The sequence below is a fragment of the Leclercia sp. LSNIH1 genome (genome assembly GCF_002902985.1).
In the GTDB taxonomy this organism is placed as follows: domain Bacteria; phylum Pseudomonadota; class Gammaproteobacteria; order Enterobacterales; family Enterobacteriaceae; genus Enterobacter.
Window position 1 is genome coordinate 2543926 of the sequence record NZ_CP026167.1, and the last position, 21342, is coordinate 2565267.

At 55.3% G+C, this 21342-nt stretch carries 17 protein-coding genes; 13 read left to right on the forward strand and 4 right to left on the reverse strand.

Annotated elements, in window-relative coordinates; translation table 11 throughout:
- Positions 1–134 precede the first annotated feature (134 nt).
- From pflB to ycaO, 3 genes are all read right to left on the reverse strand, one after another.
- On the reverse strand, positions 135–2417 hold the full coding sequence (pflB, locus tag C2U54_RS12510; RefSeq protein ID WP_103178915.1) for a formate C-acetyltransferase: 2283 nt from the start codon (positions 2415–2417) through the stop codon (positions 135–137).
- A gap of 51 nt (positions 2418–2468) precedes the next feature.
- Positions 2469–3326 carry a formate transporter FocA gene (focA, locus tag C2U54_RS12515; RefSeq protein ID WP_139156327.1) on the reverse strand — a complete coding sequence of 286 codons (858 nt, stop codon included), beginning with the start codon at positions 3324–3326 and terminating at the stop codon, positions 2469–2471.
- A gap of 404 nt (positions 3327–3730) precedes the next feature.
- On the reverse strand, positions 3731–5491 hold the full coding sequence (gene ycaO, locus C2U54_RS12520) for a 30S ribosomal protein S12 methylthiotransferase accessory factor YcaO (RefSeq protein WP_103178917.1): 1761 nt from the start codon (positions 5489–5491) through the stop codon (positions 3731–3733).
- Positions 5492–5630: 139 nt separating this feature from the next.
- Between ycaO and C2U54_RS12525 the strand changes: the two genes are divergently transcribed.
- From C2U54_RS12525 to C2U54_RS12585, 13 genes are all read left to right on the forward strand, one after another.
- The gene (locus tag C2U54_RS12525) at positions 5631–6323 is read left to right on the forward strand and encodes a DUF421 domain-containing protein (RefSeq protein WP_103178918.1); all 693 of its coding nucleotides are present in this window, start codon (positions 5631–5633) and stop codon (positions 6321–6323) included.
- Positions 6324–6486: 163 nt separating this feature from the next.
- Positions 6487–7575 carry a 3-phosphoserine/phosphohydroxythreonine transaminase gene (serC, locus tag C2U54_RS12530; protein ID WP_103178919.1) on the forward strand — a complete coding sequence of 363 codons (1089 nt, stop codon included), beginning with the start codon at positions 6487–6489 and terminating at the stop codon, positions 7573–7575.
- A 69-nt stretch (positions 7576–7644) separates the two neighbouring features.
- Complete coding sequence (aroA, locus tag C2U54_RS12535; RefSeq protein ID WP_103178920.1) at positions 7645–8928, forward strand: 3-phosphoshikimate 1-carboxyvinyltransferase; 1284 nt, start codon at positions 7645–7647, stop codon at positions 8926–8928.
- 183 nt (positions 8929–9111) lie between these two features.
- Positions 9112–9795, forward strand: coding sequence for a (d)CMP kinase (cmk, locus tag C2U54_RS12540; protein WP_103178921.1), 684 nt, complete (start codon positions 9112–9114; stop codon positions 9793–9795).
- A gap of 111 nt (positions 9796–9906) precedes the next feature.
- On the forward strand, positions 9907–11580 hold the full coding sequence (gene rpsA / locus C2U54_RS12545) for a 30S ribosomal protein S1 (protein ID WP_032617357.1): 1674 nt from the start codon (positions 9907–9909) through the stop codon (positions 11578–11580).
- Positions 11581–11700: 120 nt separating this feature from the next.
- Positions 11701–11988 (forward strand): integration host factor subunit beta, encoded by a 288-nt coding sequence (ihfB, locus tag C2U54_RS12550; protein ID WP_039029484.1) that lies wholly within the window; start codon positions 11701–11703, stop codon positions 11986–11988.
- Positions 11989–12201: 213 nt separating this feature from the next.
- Positions 12202–14466, forward strand: coding sequence for a ComEC family protein (locus tag C2U54_RS12555; protein WP_103178922.1), 2265 nt, complete (start codon positions 12202–12204; stop codon positions 14464–14466).
- Positions 14467–14502: 36 nt separating this feature from the next.
- Entirely contained in the window at positions 14503–16251 is a 1749-nt protein-coding gene (gene msbA, locus C2U54_RS12560) for a lipid A ABC transporter ATP-binding protein/permease MsbA (protein ID WP_103178923.1), read from the forward strand.
- Positions 16248–17252 carry a tetraacyldisaccharide 4'-kinase gene (lpxK, locus tag C2U54_RS12565; protein WP_103178924.1) on the forward strand — a complete coding sequence of 335 codons (1005 nt, stop codon included), beginning with the start codon at positions 16248–16250 and terminating at the stop codon, positions 17250–17252. The genes msbA and lpxK overlap by 4 nt, the downstream gene beginning before the upstream one ends.
- 15 nt (positions 17253–17267) lie before the next feature.
- Positions 17268–18497, forward strand: a complete 1230-nt coding sequence (locus C2U54_RS12570) for a winged helix-turn-helix domain-containing protein (protein ID WP_103178925.1) — start codon at positions 17268–17270, stop codon at positions 18495–18497.
- A gap of 45 nt (positions 18498–18542) precedes the next feature.
- Positions 18543–18725, forward strand: a complete 183-nt coding sequence (ycaR, locus tag C2U54_RS12575) for a protein YcaR (protein ID WP_103178926.1) — start codon at positions 18543–18545, stop codon at positions 18723–18725.
- Positions 18722–19468, forward strand: coding sequence for a 3-deoxy-manno-octulosonate cytidylyltransferase (kdsB, locus tag C2U54_RS12580; protein ID WP_103178927.1), 747 nt, complete (start codon positions 18722–18724; stop codon positions 19466–19468). The genes ycaR and kdsB overlap by 4 nt, the downstream gene beginning before the upstream one ends.
- A 138-nt stretch (positions 19469–19606) precedes the next feature.
- Positions 19607–20500: a YcbJ family phosphotransferase gene (locus C2U54_RS12585; protein WP_103178928.1), complete on the forward strand. Its 894-nt coding sequence runs from the start codon at positions 19607–19609 to the stop codon at positions 20498–20500.
- On the opposite strand, the gene elyC is transcribed toward C2U54_RS12585, so the two are convergent.
- Positions 20477–21256, reverse strand: a complete 780-nt coding sequence (elyC, locus tag C2U54_RS12590; protein ID WP_103178929.1) for an envelope biogenesis factor ElyC — start codon at positions 21254–21256, stop codon at positions 20477–20479. The genes C2U54_RS12585 and elyC overlap by 24 nt on opposite strands.
- Positions 21257–21342 lie beyond the last annotated feature (86 nt).

A 21342-nucleotide genomic window follows, 5' to 3' on the forward strand; every position in this document is an offset into this window, starting at 1 on the left:
GTCTGTTTTGGCTGTTATCCATTTATTATAGATAGCGGGCAAAAGAGACTGCGGAGCGGGGGGTGTTAAAAAGGCCCCACTTGCGTGGAGCCTTTATTGTACGCCTATTACTGCGCGATTTCAGTCAAATCCACTTACATGGACTGAGTGAAAGTACGGGTAATAACGTCTTTCTGCTGCTCTTTAGTCAGCGAGTTAAAACGTACTGCGTAGCCAGATACACGGATGGTCAGCTGCGGATATTTTTCCGGGTGTTCCATCGCATCGAGCAGCATTTCACGGTTCATAACGTTCACGTTCAGGTGCTGACCACCTTCGATGGACGCTTCATGATGGAAGTAACCGTCCATCAGACCCGCGAGGTTGGTTTTACGCACTTCGTCATCTTTACCCAGCGCATTTGGAACGATAGAGAAGGTGTAAGAGATACCATCTTTAGCGTAAGCAAACGGCAGTTTTGCAACGGAGGTCAGAGAGGCAACAGCACCTTTCTGGTCACGGCCGTGCATTGGGTTAGCACCTGGTCCGAATGGCGCGCCAGCACGACGACCGTCTGGGGTGTTACCGGTTTTCTTACCATACACAACGTTAGAGGTGATGGTCAGAACAGACTGAGTCGGGATAGCGTTACGGTAAGTAGTGAGTTTCTGAATTTTCTTCATGAAACGTTCTACCAGGTCAACCGCCATGTCATCAACGCGAGCGTCGTTGTTACCAAACTGCGGATATTCGCCTTCGATTTCGAAGTCGATAGCCAGACCGTCTTCGTCACGAATTGGTTTAACTTTCGCATATTTGATAGCAGACAGGGAGTCAGCCGCAACGGACAGGCCTGCGATACCACATGCCATGGTGCGCACGACGTCACGGTCATGCAGCGCCATCAGAGAGGCTTCGTAGCTGTACTTGTCGTGCATGTAGTGAATGACGTTCAGCGCGGTGACATACTGTTTAGCCAGCCAGTCCATGAAGTGATCCATGCGATCCATGACTTCGTCATAGTTCAGCACGTCGCCTTTGATCGGCTCAGACTTAGGACCAACCTGCATTTTTAGTTTTTCATCAACGCCGCCGTTGATTGCGTACAGCATGGTTTTCGCCAGGTTTGCACGCGCACCGAAGAACTGCATTTGTTTACCAACAACCATTGGGCTTACGCAGCAAGCGATAGCGTAGTCATCGTTGTTGAAGTCAGGACGCATCAGATCATCGTTCTCATACTGCAGAGAAGAGGTGTCGATGGAGACTTTAGCGGCGAATTTCTTGAAATTCAGCGGCAGTTTTTCAGACCACAGAACGGTGATGTTCGGCTCCGGAGACGGCCCCATGGTGTACAGGGTGTTCAGGAAGCGGAAGCTGTTTTTGGTTACCAGAGTACGGCCATCTACGCCCATACCACCGATGGATTCCGTTGCCCAGATTGGGTCACCAGAGAACAGCTCATCATATTCTGGGGTACGCAGAAAGCGAACCATACGCAGTTTCATGACCAGGTGGTCAATCATTTCCTGAGCGTCTTGTTCGTTGATTTTGCCTGCTTTCAGGTCACGTTCGATGTATGCATCCAGGAAGGTGGATACACGACCGAAGGACATTGCTGCACCGTTCTGAGACTTAACCGCAGCCAGGTAACCGAAGTAGGTCCACTGGATCGCTTCCTGAGCGTTGGTTGCAGGGCCGGAGATATCGCAACCGTATTTCGCTGCCATCTCTTTGATCTGACCCAGCGCGCGGTGCTGTTCAGCAATCTCTTCACGCAGACGGATAGTGGCTTCCAGGTTTACGCCATTTTCCAGGTCGGACTGCAGAGACTGGAACTGGGCGTATTTGTCTTTCATCAGGAAGTCGATACCGTACAGCGCAACGCGACGGTAGTCACCGATGATACGGCCACGGCCATAGGCATCTGGCAGGCCGGTCAGGACGCCAGATTTACGGCAGTTCAGGATGTCTTTGGTATAAACGTCAAACACGCCCTGGTTGTGGGTTTTGCGGTATTCGGTGAAGATTTTTTTCAGCATTGGGTCCAGCTCGCGATTGTACGCTTTGCAGGAACCTTCAACCATTTTAATACCACCGAACGGGATAATCGCACGTTTCAGTGGCGCTTCAGTTTGCAGACCAACAATCTTCTCGAGGGACTTGTTGATATAACCCGCGTCGTGAGAAGTGATGGTGGACGCGATGGAGGTGTCGAAATCAACAGGCGCGTGAGTGCGGTTTTCCTGCTTAACGCCTTCCATAACGCTATCCCACAGGGCAGTGGTTGCGTCGGTGGCACCGGCCAGGAAGGATTCGTCACCTTCATATGGGGTGTAGTTTTTCTGGATGAAGTCACGAACGTTGACTTCATTCTGCCAATCACCTTTGGCAAAACCTTCCCATGCTGTGGCTAACTTTTCATTAAGTTCGGACATGTAACACCTACCTTCTTAAGTGGATTTTTTATTTACTGCCTGAGACAACCGTTAATGATGGTTATCGCCACGCAGGTAAATGACCCAGTATGTCAACCCAACCAGCAGACCACCGCCGATAATGTTCCCGATTGTGACCGGGATCAGGTTATCAGTAATGAAGTTCATAACGGTCAGGTGAGAGAAATTCTCCGGGCTTGAACCAACTGCGGTCCAGAACTCCGGGCTGGCAAAGTCACGGATTACGATACCGAAAGGGATCATAAACATGTTTGCAATGCTGTGTTCAAAGCCGCTGGCAACGAACATGGCGACAGGCAGAACCATGATCATCGCTTTATCCATCAGGCTGCGACCGGAGTAACTCATCCAGACCGCCAGGCAGACCATCAGGTTCGCCAGGATGCCAAGGGCAACGGCTTCAATAAATGTATGGTGCATTTTATGGTCGGCGGTTTGCAGGACATTCAGGCCCCAGCCGCCGTTGGCTGTCATATACTCCCCGGACAACCACATCAACAGAACAAAGAGTAGGGCACCAATCAGGTTACCGATATAAACGTTGATCCAGTTTTTGGCCAGTTGACCCCAGGTGATTCTGCCGCTGGCTTTCGCCACGACGATAAGCACCGTCGAGGTAAAGAGATCGGCGCCGCAAATGACGCAGAGAATCAGGCCCAGCGAGAAACAGATGCCACCAATCAGCTTGGCAATACCGTAAGGCATCGCGGCGGTACCGGTGGTCGCAGTGATATAGAAAACGAAGGCGATGGAGATGAACACGCCGGCGGTAATCGCCAAGAAGAACGTCGTCATCGGTTGTTTCGTTGCTTTATAGACACCCGCTTCTTCGGCAACTTTTGCCATTGCAGCTGGGAGTAAAAGATCAAAAGGGTTGTCAGCTTTCACACTAACTCTCTCTTTATTAAGTCGGCGACGAGATACTAACAAAGCATTATAGAAGAGAAATTGATGTAGATCATATCTCGCCTGGCTTATAGGCCCGCAAAGTGCGTGGTTTTACAGCAAATACGGAGTAAGTTTTTGATTATCCTGATAAAAATAAATTTTAAAAGTTACAAAATGAGTTGATTTTTTTCTCCTGACGCTTACTCCGACAGTTAATTAAAATGGAGTATTTCATATAAAAAGTAACAATAACTGTCAGGCCGCTATTATTATAGCTACCAATATTTAACTTAATTATTACAACCAAAGATTTATTACCGTAAAAATAAAACGGGGCAATAAAATTGCCCCGTAATATAACGTAGGTGATTGTATTCGCCTACTGTTTGTAATGGTATGTAACGTTATTTAGCCCAGTACGCGCTTTTTGCTTTCTGCAATTTCTCATAGGCTTTCAGCAAGGACTGGTGCGCAGGGAAGGCTTTCAGATCGCTGTCCACCGCCTGCAAGCCATAGAACGGCGCTTCGCCGCTCAGGGCCGCGCTGGCATTCTCTACCGCTTCGGCGCCGTACATACGGGTAAAGGCATTGAGGTACTGCAGCGGCTGACGCTCTTCTTCCTGCGCCAGCAACAGCAGGGTCTGCAGGCAACGGTAGTAGTTTGCACGCTCCGCGCTGAATACCGAGGCGTTGAACTCGATGGTCCATTCGGTCCAGATCAGCGCCTGTTCCAGATCGCCGCCTGCCAGCGCCAGCATCGCCTTCAGCTCGCCAATACGCAGGGTATACCAGCCGTTGTCTTTGCCCGTCGCCAGCCCCAGCAGCTCGCGTACGCGGGTGAAGTCGTCATGACCTTCGTCGTCCAGCTGGGTAATAAGGTTCAGGTAGTCCTCTTTCTCCCATGCGCTCTCCGGCAGCGCCAGCAGGGTTTCGCGCAGATGGCTGCCCATGCTGTTATTGGCCAGCCACAGATCTTCTACCGGATAGATGTCGGACATGCCCGGCACCAGAATACGGCAGGCGTAGACGCCCAGATGTTCATAATCGGCGATGTACACTTCCTGCCCTTCGGCAGTGAAGATAGCCATCAGCGTGGCGAACTCTTCTTCTGTGGTGCCGGAGAAGCTCCAGTCAACAAACGGATAATCCGCGTCCTGCTTAAACAGATCCCAGGAGATAGAGCCGCTGGAGTCGATGAAGTGCGTTTCCAGGTTGGCATGTTCCGCCACTTCTTCGTCATCAAACGTCGGCGGAGTGAAGACATCGAGATCTTTCAGGCTACGGCCCTGCAGCAGTTCCGTGACGGTACGCTCCAGCGCTACGCCAAAGTCCGGGTGCGCCCCGAAGGAGGCGAAGCAGGTGCCGTTCGCCGGGTTGAACAGCACCACGCAGATAACCGGATACTTCCCGCCCAGCGAGCCGTCATAGGCGAAGATTGGGAAACCTTCTGCTTCCAGTTTGGCAATGGACTCCACCACGCCCGGGTAGCGGGCCAGCACATCAGCCGGGATCTCCGGCAGGCTGATAGATTCCGCGATAATGCGGTTTTTAATATGGCGCTCAAAGACTTCGGACAGACCCTGAACACGCGCTTCGTTGCGGGTGTTACCGGCTGACATGCCGTTGGAGACATACAGGTTGCCGACGATGTTCATCGGAATATAGACGGTTTGCTCATCAGACTGGCGGGTAAACGGCAGGGCGCAGATACCGCGATCTTCATTACCTGACTGCAAATCAACCAGCATGCTGGCGGTCAGTTGATTCTCCAGATCGTAAAACGCACGCAGGCGATCGTCGAGGATCCCTTCCGGCAGTTCGTCATCTTCGGTCAGCGGGAACCATTTTTCATTTGGATAGTGAACAAACGGGCCATTCGCCACGGTCTCGCCCAGCCAGAAATCGGCAAAGAAATAGTTAGTGGACAGACGTTCAAAATACTCACCCAGCGCAGAGGCCAGCGCCGCTTTTTTGGTTGCACCTTTGCCATTGGTAAAGCACAGCGCGCACTCTTTATCGCGAATATGCACAGACCAGACGTGGGGAACCGGGTTGAGCCAGGAGGCCTCTTCGATGTTAAAGCCCAGGTCGGTCAGTTTTTGCTGGAAGCGAGCGATGGAATCTTCCAGGGCGGCGTCTTTGCCGGGGATAAACGTTTGAGTCATGGGGATCACTTATATCGTACGGAAAGCGCGCAATGATACGGGTTTTGCATGACAGGCGCTATCTCCCCGGCGGTTTCGGCGAAAATAAAAGGCTGGGCTATGCTTATATTCAGTAACCTACTGTAAAGGAATATAAAAAATGAAAGCATTCGATCTTCAACGAATGGCCTTTGATAAAGTACCCGTTGAGTTTTTAGGCGAGGTCGCGCTGCGAAGTCTCTACACCTTTGTACTGGTTTTCCTGTTCCTCAAACTTACCGGACGACGCGGCGTGCGCCAGATGTCGCTCTTCGAAGTGTTAATCATTCTGACCCTGGGGTCGGCGGCGGGGGACGTGGCATTTTATGACGATGTGCCGATGATTCCCGTCTTTGTTGTTTTCATCACCCTGGCGTTGCTCTACCGGCTGGTGATGTGGCTGATGTCGAAAAGTGAAAAGCTGGAAGACCTGCTTGAGGGCAAACCGGTCGCCATTGTCGAAGAGGGCAAGCTGGCCTGGGAAAAAGTAAAGCGCGCCAACATGACCGAGTTTGAGTTCTTTATGGAACTGCGGGTGAGCGGCGTCGAACAGCTTGGGCAGGTTAAGCTTGCCATTATGGAGACCAACGGGCAGATAAGCGTTTACTTTTATGACGATGAGCAGGTCAAGCCCGGGCTGTGCATATTGCCGGATGAATTTGTGGAACGTTTTATGACGATACCGGAAGTCGGCGAATATGCCTGTCGGCGTTGCGGTCATGTTCAGACTCTACAGGCCGGGGCGCATCAATTATGTCCACTTTGTACGAATCCGGAATGGACGAAGGTTAGCTGGGCCAAACGCATCACCTGACAGCAATTTTGTCGGTTTTGTGACAGCCCGCTGGCAGAATGTATTGTGTGATGGCGGGCACATTTTCCGGGGCATGAGTTTTAGACATTGCGGCGCGTGTCACTGAATGATAAAACCGATATCCACAGTTATTACTTATGGCTTTATAGCGTGGTGAGGGGAAATGGCTCAGGTCTTTAATTTTAGTTCAGGTCCGGCAATGTTACCGGCGGATGTGCTCAAACAGGCTCAACAGGAGCTGTGCGACTGGAACGGTCTTGGCACGTCGGTAATGGAAGTCAGTCACCGTGGTAAAGAGTTTATTCAGGTGGCGGAAGAGGCAGAAGCAGATTTTCGTTTCCTGCTGAATATCCCCTCAAATTACAAAGTATTATTCTGTCACGGCGGCGGTCGCGGTCAGTTCGCCGGTATTCCGCTGAACCTGCTGGGCGACAAAACCACCGCCGACTATGTTGATGCCGGTTACTGGGCTGCCAGCGCGGTAAAAGAAGCGCACAAATACTGCTCTCCGAACGTGATTGATGCCAAAGTCACCGTTGACGGCTTACGCGCGGTAAAACCGATGAGCGAATGGCAGCTCTCCCGCGATGCGGCCTATCTGCACTACTGCCCAAATGAAACCATCGACGGCATCGCCATCCACGAAGAGCCAAACTTTGGCGAGGATGTGGTCGTCACGGCGGACTTCTCCTCCACCATTCTCTCTTCGCCGCTGGATGTCAGCCGCTACGGCGTGATCTACGCTGGCGCGCAGAAAAACATCGGCCCGGCCGGCCTGACCCTGGTGATCGTGCGCGAAGATCTGCTGGGTAAAGCGCACAAATCCTGCCCGTCGATTCTGGACTACAGCGTGCTGAACGATAACGACTCCATGTTCAACACCCCGCCGACCTTTGCCTGGTATCTCTCTGGCCTGGTCTTTAAATGGCTGAAAAACAACGGCGGCGTGGCGCAGATGGATAAGATCAATCAGCAGAAATCTGAGCTGCTCTACAGCGTCATCGACGGCAGCGACTTCTATCGCAACGACGTCGCCAAAGCGAACCGTTCCCGCATGAACGTGCCGTTCCAGCTGGCCGACAGCAATCTCGATAAGCTGTTCCTCGAAGAGTCCTTCGCTGCTGGTCTGCATGCGCTGAAAGGTCACCGCGTGGTTGGCGGCATGCGCGCCTCCATCTATAACGCCATGCCGCTCGAAGGCGTTAAGGCGTTGACCGACTTCATGACTGACTTCGAACGTCGCCACGGTTAATCACGCCCCTGTTCACCCCCGTAGCCTCGCTGCGGGGTTTTTATTATGTTGAATTGAGACTTAAATTTCATGGAATCCCTGACGTTACACCCTATCGCGCGGGTAGATGGCACCATTAATCTGCCTGGTTCAAAAAGTGTCTCGAACCGCGCCTTGCTGCTGGCTGCGCTGGCAAACGGCACCACTGTTCTCACTAACCTGCTGGACAGCGATGACGTTCGCCATATGCTTAATGCGCTGAAAGCGTTGGGAGTCCACTATACCCTGTCTGCGGATCGTACCCGTTGTGAAGTGACGGGCAATGCCGGTGCGCTGCACTCCGCCGACGCGCTGGAGCTCTTCCTCGGCAACGCCGGCACGGCTATGCGCCCGCTGGCGGCAGCCCTGTGTCTGGGCAGTAATGACATCGTGCTGACGGGCGAGCCGCGCATGAAAGAGCGCCCGATTGGTCATCTGGTTGATGCGCTGCGTCAGGGCGGCGCGCAGATTGACTATCTGGAGCAGGAAAACTATCCGCCGCTGCGTCTGCGTGGAGGTTTTACCGGCGGTGAAGTGGCGGTGGACGGCAGCGTTTCCAGCCAGTTCCTGACCGCGTTGTTGATGACCGCACCGCTGGCGCCACAAAACACCACTATCACCATTAAAGGCGAGCTGGTTTCCAAACCCTATATCGATATCACGCTGCACCTGATGAAGACCTTTGGCGTTGAGGTGGAAAACCACAGTTACCAGCGTTTCGTGGTGCGCGGCGGGCAGCAGTACCAGACACCGGGCAATTACCTGGTAGAAGGCGATGCCTCGTCGGCCTCTTACTTCCTGGCGGCGGGTGCCATTAAAGGCGGTACCGTTAAAGTGACCGGTATTGGTCGCAACAGCGTGCAGGGCGACATTCGCTTTGCTGATGTGCTGGAGAAGATGGGCGCCGTGGTGACCTGGGGCGATGACTACATCTCCTGCACCCGCGGGGAGCTGAACGCCATTGATATGGACATGAACCACATTCCTGACGCGGCGATGACCATTGCCACAGCGGCGCTGTTTGCCAAAGGCACCACCACGCTGCGCAACATCTACAACTGGCGTGTGAAAGAGACTGATCGCCTGTTTGCCATGGCAACCGAGCTGCGTAAAGTGGGTGCGGAAGTGGAAGAGGGCGAGGACTATATCCGCGTAACGCCTCCGGCCAGGCTACAGGCGGCGGAAATTGGCACCTATAACGATCACCGTATGGCGATGTGCTTCTCGCTGGTGGCGCTCTCCGATACGCCGGTCACCATCCTTGACCCGAAATGTACCGCGAAAACGTTCCCCGACTACTTCGAACAGCTGGCGCGTATTAGCACTTCTGCATGATATCGCGACGCCGCATCACCTGATGCGGCGTTTCCTTACGCTTCCTGACATCATCATCGTCCATTTCTTCTACACTCAGCTTCAAACATTTCGTAATTTGCACGCAAAGGTAACAGTTGTGCACGTTGACGCGTATAATGCGCGGCGTTTACACATCGGTATGCCTAAATTAAGGAGAAAAAGATGACGGCAATTGCCCCGGTAATCACCATTGACGGGCCGAGTGGCGCAGGTAAAGGCACGCTATGCAAAGCCATGGCGGAAGCACTGCAATGGCATCTTTTAGATTCGGGCGCAATCTATCGTGTGCTGGCGCTGGCTGCCTTGCATCATCATGTCGATGTCGCCTCTGAAGAGGCGCTGGTGCCGCTGGCCGCCCATCTGGATGTACGTTTCATCTCCACCAACGGCAACCTGGAAGTGATCCTTGAAGGGGAAGATGTCAGCGCTGAGATCCGCACCCAGGAAGTGGCGAACGCTGCCTCTCAGGTCGCGGCTTTCCCACGCGTACGCGAGGCGCTTTTACGTCGCCAGCGCGCGTTCCGCGACGCCCCGGGCCTGATCGCTGACGGACGCGACATGGGAACCGTGGTTTTCCCTGATGCGCCGGTGAAAATTTTCCTTGACGCTTCCTCGGAGGAGCGCGCGCAGCGCCGTATGCTGCAGTTGCAGGAAAAGGGCTTTAGTGTTAACTTTGAACGTCTTTTGTCTGAGATAAAAGAGCGTGACGATCGCGACCGTAATCGCGCCGTTGCACCGCTTGTTCCCGCAGATGATGCATTAGTTCTGGATTCTACCAGTTTAACTATTGAGCAAGTGATTGAAAAAGCGCTACAATATGCGCGCCAGAAATTGGCTCTCGCGTAATCGCGACCGATTTAGCAGTACCCCCGCTGCAATGGATTGACGGCGGGTATGTGAAACAACCCCATCCGGCACGGAGCCAGGTGGACGTTAATATTAACCTGAAGATTAAACATGACTGAATCTTTTGCTCAACTGTTTGAAGAATCCTTAAAAGAAATCGAAACCCGTCCGGGTTCCATCGTTCGTGGCGTTGTTGTTGCTATCGACAAAGATATCGTACTGGTTGACGCCGGTCTGAAATCTGAGTCTGCCATCCCGGCAGAGCAGTTCAAAAACGCCCAGGGCGAGCTGGAAATCCAGGTTGGTGACGAAGTTGACGTTGCTCTGGATGCAGTAGAAGACGGCTTCGGTGAAACCCTGCTGTCCCGTGAGAAAGCTAAACGTCACGAAGCTTGGATCACGCTGGAAAAAGCTTACGAAGAAGCTGAAACTGTGGTCGGTGTTATCAACGGCAAAGTTAAAGGCGGCTTCACTGTTGAGCTGAATGGTATTCGTGCGTTCCTGCCAGGTTCACTGGTAGACGTTCGTCCAGTTCGTGACACCCTGCACCTGGAAGGCAAAGAGCTTGAGTTCAAAGTAATCAAGCTGGACCAGAAGCGTAACAACGTTGTTGTTTCCCGTCGTGCCGTTATCGAATCCGAAAACAGCGCAGAACGCGATCAGCTGCTGGAAAACCTGCAGGAAGGCATGGAAGTCAAAGGTATCGTTAAGAACCTCACTGACTACGGCGCATTCGTTGACCTGGGCGGCGTTGATGGCCTGCTGCACATCACCGACATGGCGTGGAAACGCGTTAAGCACCCAAGCGAAATCGTGAACGTGGGCGACGAAATCACTGTTAAAGTGCTGAAGTTCGACCGCGAGCGTACTCGTGTATCCCTCGGCCTGAAACAGCTGGGCGAAGATCCATGGGTAGCTATCGCTAAACGTTACCCAGAAGGTACTAAACTGACTGGTCGCGTTACCAACCTGACCGACTACGGCTGCTTCGTTGAAATCGAAGAAGGCGTTGAAGGCCTGGTTCACGTTTCCGAAATGGACTGGACCAACAAAAACATCCACCCATCCAAAGTTGTTAACGTTGGTGATGTAGTGGAAGTTATGGTTCTGGATATCGACGAAGAACGTCGTCGTATCTCCCTGGGCCTGAAGCAGTGCAAAAACAACCCATGGCAGCAGTTCGCGGAAACCCACAACAAGGGCGACCGTGTTGAAGGTAAAATCAAGTCTATCACTGACTTCGGTATCTTCATCGGCCTGGACGGCGGCATCGACGGCCTGGTTCACCTGTCTGACATCTCCTGGAACGTTGCAGGCGAAGAAGCAGTACGTGAATACAAAAAAGGCGACGAAATCGCAGCAGTTGTTCTGCAGGTTGACGCAGAGCGTGAGCGTATCTCCCTGGGCGTTAAACAGCTCGCAGAAGATCCGTTCAACAACTGGGTTGCACTGAACAAGAAAGGCGCAATCGTAAACGGTAAAGTGACTGCAGTTGACGCGAAAGGCGCAACCGTAGAGCTGGCTGACGGCGTTGAAGGTTACCTGCGCGCTTCTGAAGCTTCACGTGACCGCGTTGAAGATGCAACTCTGGTTCTGAGCGTAGGCGACGACGTTGAAGCTAAATTCACCGGCGTTGATCGTAAGAACCGTGCAATCAGCCTGTCTGTTCGTGCTAAAGACGAAGCTGATGAGAAAGATGCAATCGCAACTGTTAACAAACAGGAAGATGCAAACTTCTCTAACAACGCAATGGCTGAAGCTTTCAAAGCAGCTAAAGGCGAATAAGTTACTCGTAGAGTGACTTGACAGATTGCAGAATTCGTCCTGTAATCAATAACAAAGGGCGGCTACGGCCGCCCTTGTTTAAGCTGTTTAGCTAATTGGTTTGAAGGAACCGGAGGAATCATGACCAAGTCAGAATTGATTGAAAGACTTGCCAGCCAGCAATCGCATATACCTGCGAAAGCAGTGGAAGATGCCGTAAAAGAGATGCTGGAGCATATGGCTACCACTCTTGCACAGGGCGAGCGCATTGAAATCCGCGGTTTCGGTAGTTTTTCTCTGCACTATCGTGCTCCACGTACCGGGCGTAACCCGAAGACTGGTGACAAAGTAGAGCTGGAAGGTAAATACGTTCCGCACTTTAAGCCGGGTAAAGAGCTGCGCGATCGCGCCAATATTTACGGCAACTGAGTTTCGCCTGCGGGCAAAACTGAGTGACCACAAGAAAAGCACCTGCGGGTGCTTTTTTTGTTTTTCTCCTTTTTATCCGGAAGCTACGCCGCAAATTGCACGGCTTTTTGCTGCATGCCGTCGATTTATGCCAGCCTGCGTCGCAACCGCCTGATTTCACACCTGACAGACGTAACGTCTGAACGCACACTGCCCTGACACAGGGAGGTGTAAATGCGTTTAACGTCGTTAGCGACATGTCTGATCCTGGCTATCCTGCCGCTTCTGTGGCTGCCCGCTCTGCCAGCGCTGCCGTTTATCCAGGCCATAGCGGTTGCCGGATTTCTGCTCGCCTTAATTCGTCATAACGTGGCCCGCTACAGTGGTTTCTGGCTGCTCTTCTTCGCCTGGGGAGCGCTGGCCGCGCAAAGTGCGGTCTGGCCAATGCAGCATCTGACCCGGGGTCCGCAGAAAGCGGAGATAGAGATCGTAGCGGTTGAAAACGACGCGGCCTATCGGGCCCGTATTACCCAGCTCAACGGCAAAGCGATGGTGCCAGTAGTAGGCGTCACGCTGTATGGCAACACGCTGCCGCAACCGGGCTGCGCCGGGCAGCGGTGGTCGATGACCTTATCGTTACGCGCCGTTCATGGGCAACTCAACGATGGCGGGTTCGATTCCCAGCGCTATGCCCTGGCACAGCATCAGCCCCTGACCGGGCGTTTTACCCATGCCGATGTAACAGATGCTCGCTGTAGCTTACGCGCCCGCTATCTCACCTCGCTGATGGCCACACTTTCTCCCTATACCCAGGGGCCGGTTCTGCTGGGGCTGGGGATGGGAGAGCGGCTGGCGGTAACGCCAGAGATAAAAAATCTGATGCGGGAAACCGGCACCGGGCATCTGATGGCGATCTCGGGTTTGCACATAGCCCTGGCGGCGTCGGTTGTCTGGCTGCTGGTGCGGGGCATACAGTTTTTCATTCCGGGGCGTTGGGTAAGCTGGCGAGCCCCGCTGGTGGCAGGGTTCTGCTTTGCCGCCTTTTACGCCTGGCTTACCGGAATGCAGCCTCCTGCGTTGCGTACCGTCGTCTCACTGGGCGCTTGCCTGGCGTTGCAATTGAGCGGTCGTCTCTGGTCGCCCTGGCAGGTATGGCGCGTCTGCATTGCTGCCATTTTACTGGCCGATCCGCTGGCCGTGCTGTCGCACAGTCTTTTACTGTCCGCTTTTGCCGTGGCGGTGCTGATTTTCTGGTATCAGTGGGTGCCTGCTCCGCGCTTTTCTGGCCCGTGGGTCGTCAGGGCCGTGGTTAGCTTGCTGCACCTGCAGCTTGGCATGCTGTTGCTGTTGCTGCCGGTACAGATTGTCGTCTTCCATGGTTTCAGCCTCTCTTCACTGGTCGCGAATCTGGTGGCGGTGCCGCTGGTAACCTTTATTTCGGTGCCGTTGATCTTATTGGGAATGGGGCTGCATCTCTGGAGGTGGCCGGGGGCGGAAAATATGGTCTGGACGCTGGCGGATGGCTCACTGTCGCTGCTGTTCAGATTTTTAACCGCGCTGCCTGACGGTTGGATCCCGGTCGATAAACGCTGGCTGTGGCTGACCCTGCTGCCCTGGGCCGCCATTGTCGCCTGGCGTCTGCGCGGGGCGCGTACCTGTCCGGTGGTCTGTGTCTCGGCACTGGTGCTGGCAAGTAGTCCGCTATGGCGGGCTGATAAAACCGAGGGCTGGGCGGTGCATATGCTGGATGTCGGACAGGGGCTGGCAATGGTGATCGAGCGGCAGGGGAGAGCGATCCTTTATGACACCGGCCCCGCCTGGACGGGCGGGGACAGTGCGCAACAGCTGATCATTCCCTGGTTACGGTGGCACCATTTACGCCCGGAGGGGGTGATTATCAGCCACGAACACCTCGACCATATCGGCGGGCTGGTATCGCTACGTAAGGCGTGGCCGTCTATGTGGATAAGAAGCCCGCTGCGCTGGGCCGGGCATGGCCCGTGTGTGCGCGGAGAGCGCTGGCAGTGGCGAGGGCTGACCTTCAGCGCACACTGGCCCCTCGCCAACAAACCGCAGCGCGGCAATAACGGTTCCTGCGTGGTTAAAGTTGAGGACGGTACCCATAGCGTGTTGTTAACCTGCGATATTGAAGCGAAGGGAGAAAAAGCGATGCTCAGTCGTCACTGGCAATATCTTGCGTCTACACTTATCCAGGTGCCGCACCATGGCAGTAATACCTCCTCGTCACTCCCTCTGGTGCAGCGCGTGGGTGGGCAGATCGCTCTGGTGTCTGCCTCCCGCTATAACGCGTGGCGACTGCCTTCGTTTAAAGTGGCTCGCCGCTACCAAAAGGAGGGGTATCGCTGGCTAACAACACCCCGACTGGGACAACTTACCGTTTCTTTTTCGCAACATGGCTGGCAAATCCATAGCTTACGGGATCAAATTTTGCCCCGTTGGTATCATCAGTGGTTTGGCGCGCCCGGAGATAACGGGTAGAATATGCGGCTATTTCAACAAATGCTGGTTTTTTGAATGCATAACGACAAAGATCTCTCCACGTGGCAGACCTTCCGCCGACTCTGGCCGGTGATTGCACCCTTCAGAACGGGCCTAATCGTGGCGGGCGTAGCGTTAATCCTCAACGCAGCCAGCGATACCTTCATGTTATCGCTCCTCAAACCGTTACTGGACGACGGTTTTGGTAAAACGGATCGCTCAGTGTTGCTATGGATGCCGCTGGTGGTTATCGGCCTGATGATTTTACGCGGCATCACCAGCTATATCTCCAGCTACTGCCTCTCCTGGGTTTCGGGCAAAGTGGTGATGACCATGCGCCGCCGCCTGTTCAGCCATATGATGGGCATGCCGGTCGCGTTTTTTGACAAGCAGTCGACCGGCACTCTGCTGTCGCGCATTACTTACGACTCCGAGCAGGTGGCTTCCTCCTCCTCCAGCGCGCTGATCACCGTTGTGCGTGAAGGGGCGTCGATTATTGGTCTGTTCGCCCTGATGTTCTGGTACAGCTGGCAGCTGTCGCTGATCCTGATTGTGCTGGCGCCGATTGTGTCGATTGCGATCCGCGTCGTCTCGAAGCGTTTCCGCAGCATCAGTAAGAACATGCAGAACACGATGGGGCAGGTGACCACCAGCGCCGAGCAGATGCTGAAAGGCCACAAAGAGGTGCTGATTTTTGGCGGCCAGGAGCTCGAAACCAAGCGCTTCGATAAGGTCAGCAATAAGATGCGTCTGCAGGGGATGAAGATGGTGTCTGCTTCTTCCATCTCCGATCCGATCATTCAGCTTATCGCCTCCCTGGCGCTGGCGTTTGTGCTCTATGCCGCCAGCTTCCCGAGCGTGATGGAAACCCTCACCGCCGGTACCATTACCGTGGTCTTCTCGTCGATGATTGCCCTGATGCGCCCGCTGAAATCGTTAACCAACGTTAACGCCCAGTTCCAGCGCGGGATGGCAGCCTGCCAGACGCTGTTTGCGATCCTTGATTCCGAACAGGAAAAAGACGAAGGCAAACGCGTGATTGAGCGCTCAACCGGCGACGTGGAGTTCCGCAATGTGACCTTTACCTATCCGGGTCGTGATACGCCTGCTCTGCGCAATATCAATCTGAAAATTCCGGCAGGCAAGACCGTGGCCCTGGTGGGCCGTTCTGGCTCGGGTAAATCGACCATCGCCAGCCTGATCACCCGCTTCTACGATATTGATGAGGGTGAGATCCTGATTGATGGCCACGATCTGCGCGAGTACACCCTGCGGTCGCTGCGTAATCAGGTCGCGCTGGTCTCCCAGAATGTGCACCTGTTCAACGACACCGTGGCTAATAACATCGCCTATGCCCGGAATGAAGAGTACAGCCGTGAGCAGATCGAAGCGGCGGCGCGGATGGCCTACGCCATGGACTTCATCAATAAGATGGATAACGGCCTGGATACCATTATCGGTGAAAACGGTGTCCTGCTCTCCGGCGGTCAGCGCCAGCGTATCGCTATTGCGCGCGCGCTGCTGCGTGACAGCCCAATCCTGATCCTCGATGAAGCCACCTCGGCGCTGGATACCGAGTCCGAACGCGCTATCCAGTCTGCGCTGGATGAGCTGCAGAAGAACCGTACCTCACTGGTGATTGCCCACCGCCTGTCGACGATTGAAAAAGCCGACGAAATCGTGGTGGTGGAAGATGGCTACATCGTCGAACGGGGCAGCCACGCCGACCTGCTGGCGCACCAGGGCGTATATGCTCAGCTTCATAAAATGCAGTTTGGCGAATGATCGCTCGTATCTGGTCCGGTGAGTCTCCGCTCTGGCGGTTGCTGTTGCCGCTCTCCTGGCTGTATGGCCTGGTCAGCGGCCTGATCCGCCTGAGTTATAAAGTGGGGCTCAAACGGGCCTGGCGCGCGCCGGTGCCGGTGGTGGTGGTAGGCAATCTCACCGCTGGCGGTAACGGTAAAACGCCGGTGGTGATCTGGCTGGTGGAACAACTGACAAAACGCGGGATTCGCGTGGGGGTCGTCTCCCGGGGATATGGCGGCAAGGCGGAGCGCTATCCGTTGCTGCTGACCGCGCAAACCACCACGGCGCAAGCGGGGGATGAACCGGTGCTAATCTTTCAGCGTACCGGAGTGCCGGTAGCGGTTTCGCCGGTGCGCAGCGAGGCGGTGCAGGCTCTGCTGAACCAGACGGATGTCCAGATCGTGATTACTGACGACGGACTACAGCACTACGCGCTGGCCCGGGATAAAGAGATCGTGGTGATTGATGGCGTCCGCCGCTTTGGTAACGGCTGGTGGTTACCTGCCGGACCGATGCGCGAGCGCGCGTCGCGTTTGCGGTCCGTGGATGCGGTTATCGTCAATGGTGGTACGGCGCAGGCGGGGGAGATACCGATGCAGCTGCACCCAGGACTTGCCGTGAATCTTCTGACCGGCGAACGGCGCGACGTTGCTGAGCTTAACTATCTGGTGGCGATGGCCGGTATCGGTCATCCTCCGCGCTTTTTCTCTACCCTCGAAGCCTGCGGCGCAAAACTTCAGCGTAGCGTGCCGCTGGCCGACCACCAGGCGCTGAGCCTGGAGCAGGTTGCGGCGTTTACTGGGCCTGGTCAGACGTTGATCATGACCGAAAAAGATGCGGTGAAATGCCGCGCCTTTGCCCGGGATAACTGGTGGTATTTACCGGTTGATGCCCAACTGCAGGGTGAACAGCCTGAACAACTGCTCCAGGCGCTTATCGCCCTTGCTGGGCAGGTAAAAGAGGTTTCGCCCGCGCACTAACTGACAGGAAAAGGCATGGCTTTACCGCAACTCACGCTTTCAGCCGCACGTCATCTGCATCTTGCCGCCCAGGGGCTTTTGAAAAAGCCCCGTCGTCGCGCCCGACCCGCCGATATTCTTACCACCATCAAGCGCATGTCGCTGCTCCAGATCGACACCATCAATATCGTCGCCCGCAGTCCTTACCTGGTGCTCTTCAGCCGTCTCGGCCCCTATTCACCCGACTGGCTGGATAACGCCCTGCGTCAGGGAGAGTTGATGGAGTACTGGGCGCACGAGGCGTGTTTCCTGCCGCGCAGCGACTTTGCGCTGGTGCGTCACAGAATGCTCGCGCCCGATAAAATGGGCTGGAAATATAGTCAGGCCTGGATGCAGGAACATGCGGATGAAATAGAAAAGCTTATCGCCCATATTCAGGAGAAAGGCCCTGTCCGTTCCGCCGATTTTGAACATCCCCACAAAGGAACGAGCGGATGGTGGGAGTGGAAGCCGCATAAACGCCATCTTGAGGGATTATTCACCGCTGGCAAGGTGATGGTGGTCGAAAGGCGTAACTTTCAGCGCGTTTACGATCTCACGCATCGGGTGATGCCCCAGTGGGATGACAGCCGGGATATGCTGACCCAGGCGGCGGCAGAGGCCATAATGCTGGAAAACAGCGCCCGCAGCTTAGGCATTTTCCGCCCCCAGTGGTTGGCCGACTATTACCGCCTGCGTCAGCCCGCGTTGGCTCCCTTGCTTGAGCGCTGGCAGGCGCAGCAGCAGGTGGTCCGCGTCGAGGTGGAGACGCTGGGGGAGATGTGGCTGCATGCCGATCTGCTGCCTTTGCTTAACGAAGCGCAGGAAGGGAAGCTCACCGCAACCCATAGCGCCGTTCTCTCACCCTTCGATCCGGTGGTCTGGGATCGCAAGCGTGCGGAACAGCTCTTTAACTTCAGCTACCGGCTGGAGTGTTATACCCCGGCGCCGAAACGCCAGTACGGCTATTTCGTTCTGCCGCTGTTGCATAGAGGGCAACTGGTAGGGCGGATGGATGCCAGGATGGACCGCAAAACCGGCGAGCTACAGGTTATCGCCCTTTATCTTGAAGAGGGTGTTCGGATAAGCGTCGCGCTGGAGAAAGGGCTCGCCACGGCAATCAGTGATTTTGCGGGCTGGCAGGGGGCGACACGCATCGCGCTGGGCCATCTTCCTGACGGACTTTTTCACGCCTGTCGAACGGGCTGGGAAATAGACGCGGTCTGAAAAAGGAATATGGTAAACTTTACCGATTATTGATACGGAGGAACTATGGATCACCGTTTACTGGAAATTATTGCCTGCCCGGTGTGCAACGGCAAACTCTACTACAGCCAGGATAAGCAGGAGCTGATTTGCAAAGTGGATAGCCTTGCCTTCCCTCTGCGCGACGGCATTCCCGTCCTGCTGGAAACCGAAGCCCGCGCCCTGGCGCCAGAAGAGAGCAAACCATGAGTTTTGTTGTCATTATTCCGGCGCGCTTTGCCTCCACGCGTCTGCCGGGTAAACCGCTGGTCGATATCAACGGCAAGCCGATGATCGTGCATGTGCTTGAACGTGCCCGTGAGTCCGGCGCGGAGCGGATCATTGTCGCCACCGATCATGAAGAGGTGGCGCGTGCGGTCGAAGCGGCGGGCGGCGAAGTCTGCATGACCCGCGCCGATCACCAGTCCGGCACTGAGCGCCTGGCCGAAGTGGTGGAAAAATGCGGTTTCAGCGACGACACGGTGATTGTTAACGTCCAGGGCGATGAGCCGATGATCCCGGCGGTCATTATTCGTCAGGTGGCGGAAAACCTGGCCCAGCGTCAGGTGGGTATGGCGACGCTGGCCGTGCCGGTTCATAGCGCAGAAGAGGCATTCAACCCTAATGCGGTGAAGGTGGTACTGGACGCTGAAGGCTATGCGCTCTATTTCTCCCGCGCCACCATCCCCTGGGATCGCGATCGCTTTGCCGAATCCCGGGATAACATTGGTGACGGCATCCTGCGTCATCTGGGTATTTATGGCTATCGTGCAGGCTTTATCCGCCGTTATGTCAACTGGCAGCCGAGCCCGCTGGAGAACATCGAAATGCTCGAGCAGCTGCGCGTGCTGTGGTACGGCGAAAAGATCCACGTCGCTGTCGCGCATAAGGTCCCGGGCACAGGCGTCGATACGCCAGAAGATCTGGCCCGCGTTCGCGCTGAACTTCGCTAATCCCCGCCATCCCCTCTTTTGAGGGGATTTTTTTGTCTCAATTTTCTGAATTTCTGCTACAGAATCTTCTCATGAGGGTGACATCCGCCTGCCAGACGCTCATTATAAAAGCAGTAGTCTTAATGGGGGTAATCTCAAATGGAACAGCTGCGAGCCGAACTCAGCCATCTGCTGGGTGAAAAACTGAGCCGTCTGGAATGTGTGCATGAAAAGGCGGATACCACGCTATGGTCGCTGTACGACAGCCAGGGAAACCCCATGCCGTTACTGGCGCGAAGCTTCTCTTCACCGGATGTGGCCCGACAGCTGGCGTGGAAAATCTCCATGCTGGCCCGCAGCGGCACGGTAAGAATGCCGACCGTTTATGGCGTGATGACCCACGAAGAACATCCGGGCCCGGATGTCCTGCTGATTGAGCGTCTGCGCGGTGTCCCGGTGGAAGCGCCAGCCCGCACGCCTGAACGCTGGGAGCAGCTAAAAGATCAGATAGTTGAAGCGCTGCTGGCCTGGCACCGGCTGGACAGCGGAGGGCTGGTCGGCTCGGTGGACAGCACCCAGGAAAATCTCTGGCCCCTCTGGTACCGCCAGCGGGTCGAGGTGCTGTGGGGGACGCTAAACCAGTATCACAACACCGGCCTGACCATGCAGGATAAACGGATCCTGTTTCGTACCCGCGAGTGCCTGCCCACCCTGTTTGAAGGATTCAATGACAACAGCGTGCTGATCCACGGTAATTTTACGCTGCGCAGTATGCTCAAAGATCCCCGCAGCGATCAGCTGCTGGCGATGGTCGGGCCCGGCGTGATGCTGTGGGCCCCCCGGGAGTATGAACTGTTTCGCCTGAGCGAGAGCGGGCAGGCGGAGGATTTACTCTGGCACTACCTGCGGCGCGCGCCGGTCTCAGAGTCGTTCCTCTGGCGGCGCTGGCTCTATACGCTGTGGGACGAAGTGGCGCAGCTGGTGAATACCGGGCATTTTAGCCGCGCCAACTTCGATCTGGCCTCGAAATCACTGCTTCCCTGGCTCGCCTGACAGGCCCTTCAGCCACTGCCAGACGCGCCCAAGCGTTTCATAGCCCACGCGATCGCTGTGCATCAGCCATACCGGGGACGGAATGATCCGTTCCCAGGGGTTAAGCGGGGCGCTAATCGCCAGCTGGTTCGCGGGCGCGGGTAGAGGATGGAGACCCTGGCGTTCAAAGAAGATCATCGCCCGCGGTAAATGAGAGGCTGAGGTCACCAGCAGGAACGGCGCATCGCCTATCGCCTGCTTCACCGCGGCGGCTTCCTCTTCGGTATCCTTTGGACTGTCGAGAGTGATGATCGCCTCGCGCGGCACGCCCAGCGACTGCGCCACGCGCGCGCCCGCTTCGGCGGTACTCACCGGATTGCTTTGTGCTGCCGCCCCGGTGAAGATCATCTTCGACCCGGGATTTGCCAGCCACAGCCGCATGCCTTCATTGAGGCGCGGCAGGCTGTTATTGATCAGATTGGAGCTGGGAGCCCATTGTGGATCCCAGGTGTAGCCCCCGCCGAGCACCACGATGTACTTAACCTTCTCATTTCCCTGCCAGGTGGGGTATTTGTCTTCGACCGGGCGTAACAGCCCATCCGCGACCGGCTGCAGGCTCAGCAGCGTCAGCGCCAGCCAGCCTGCCGTAACCAAAATTTTGCCGCTTTTCTGATGGCGGCTGAACCATAGCAACCCCAGCCCCAGTGCGATACACAGCAGAAGAAGAGGGAGGGGAAGCATCATGCCGCCAATATATTTTTTTAGGGTGAAAAGCATCCTTTCTGGCTCCTTTTTTAACCATATAGCTGATGATTGTCAGCGATATTACACCAGAGAGGTTCATTCTCCGCCCGGCTGTGACA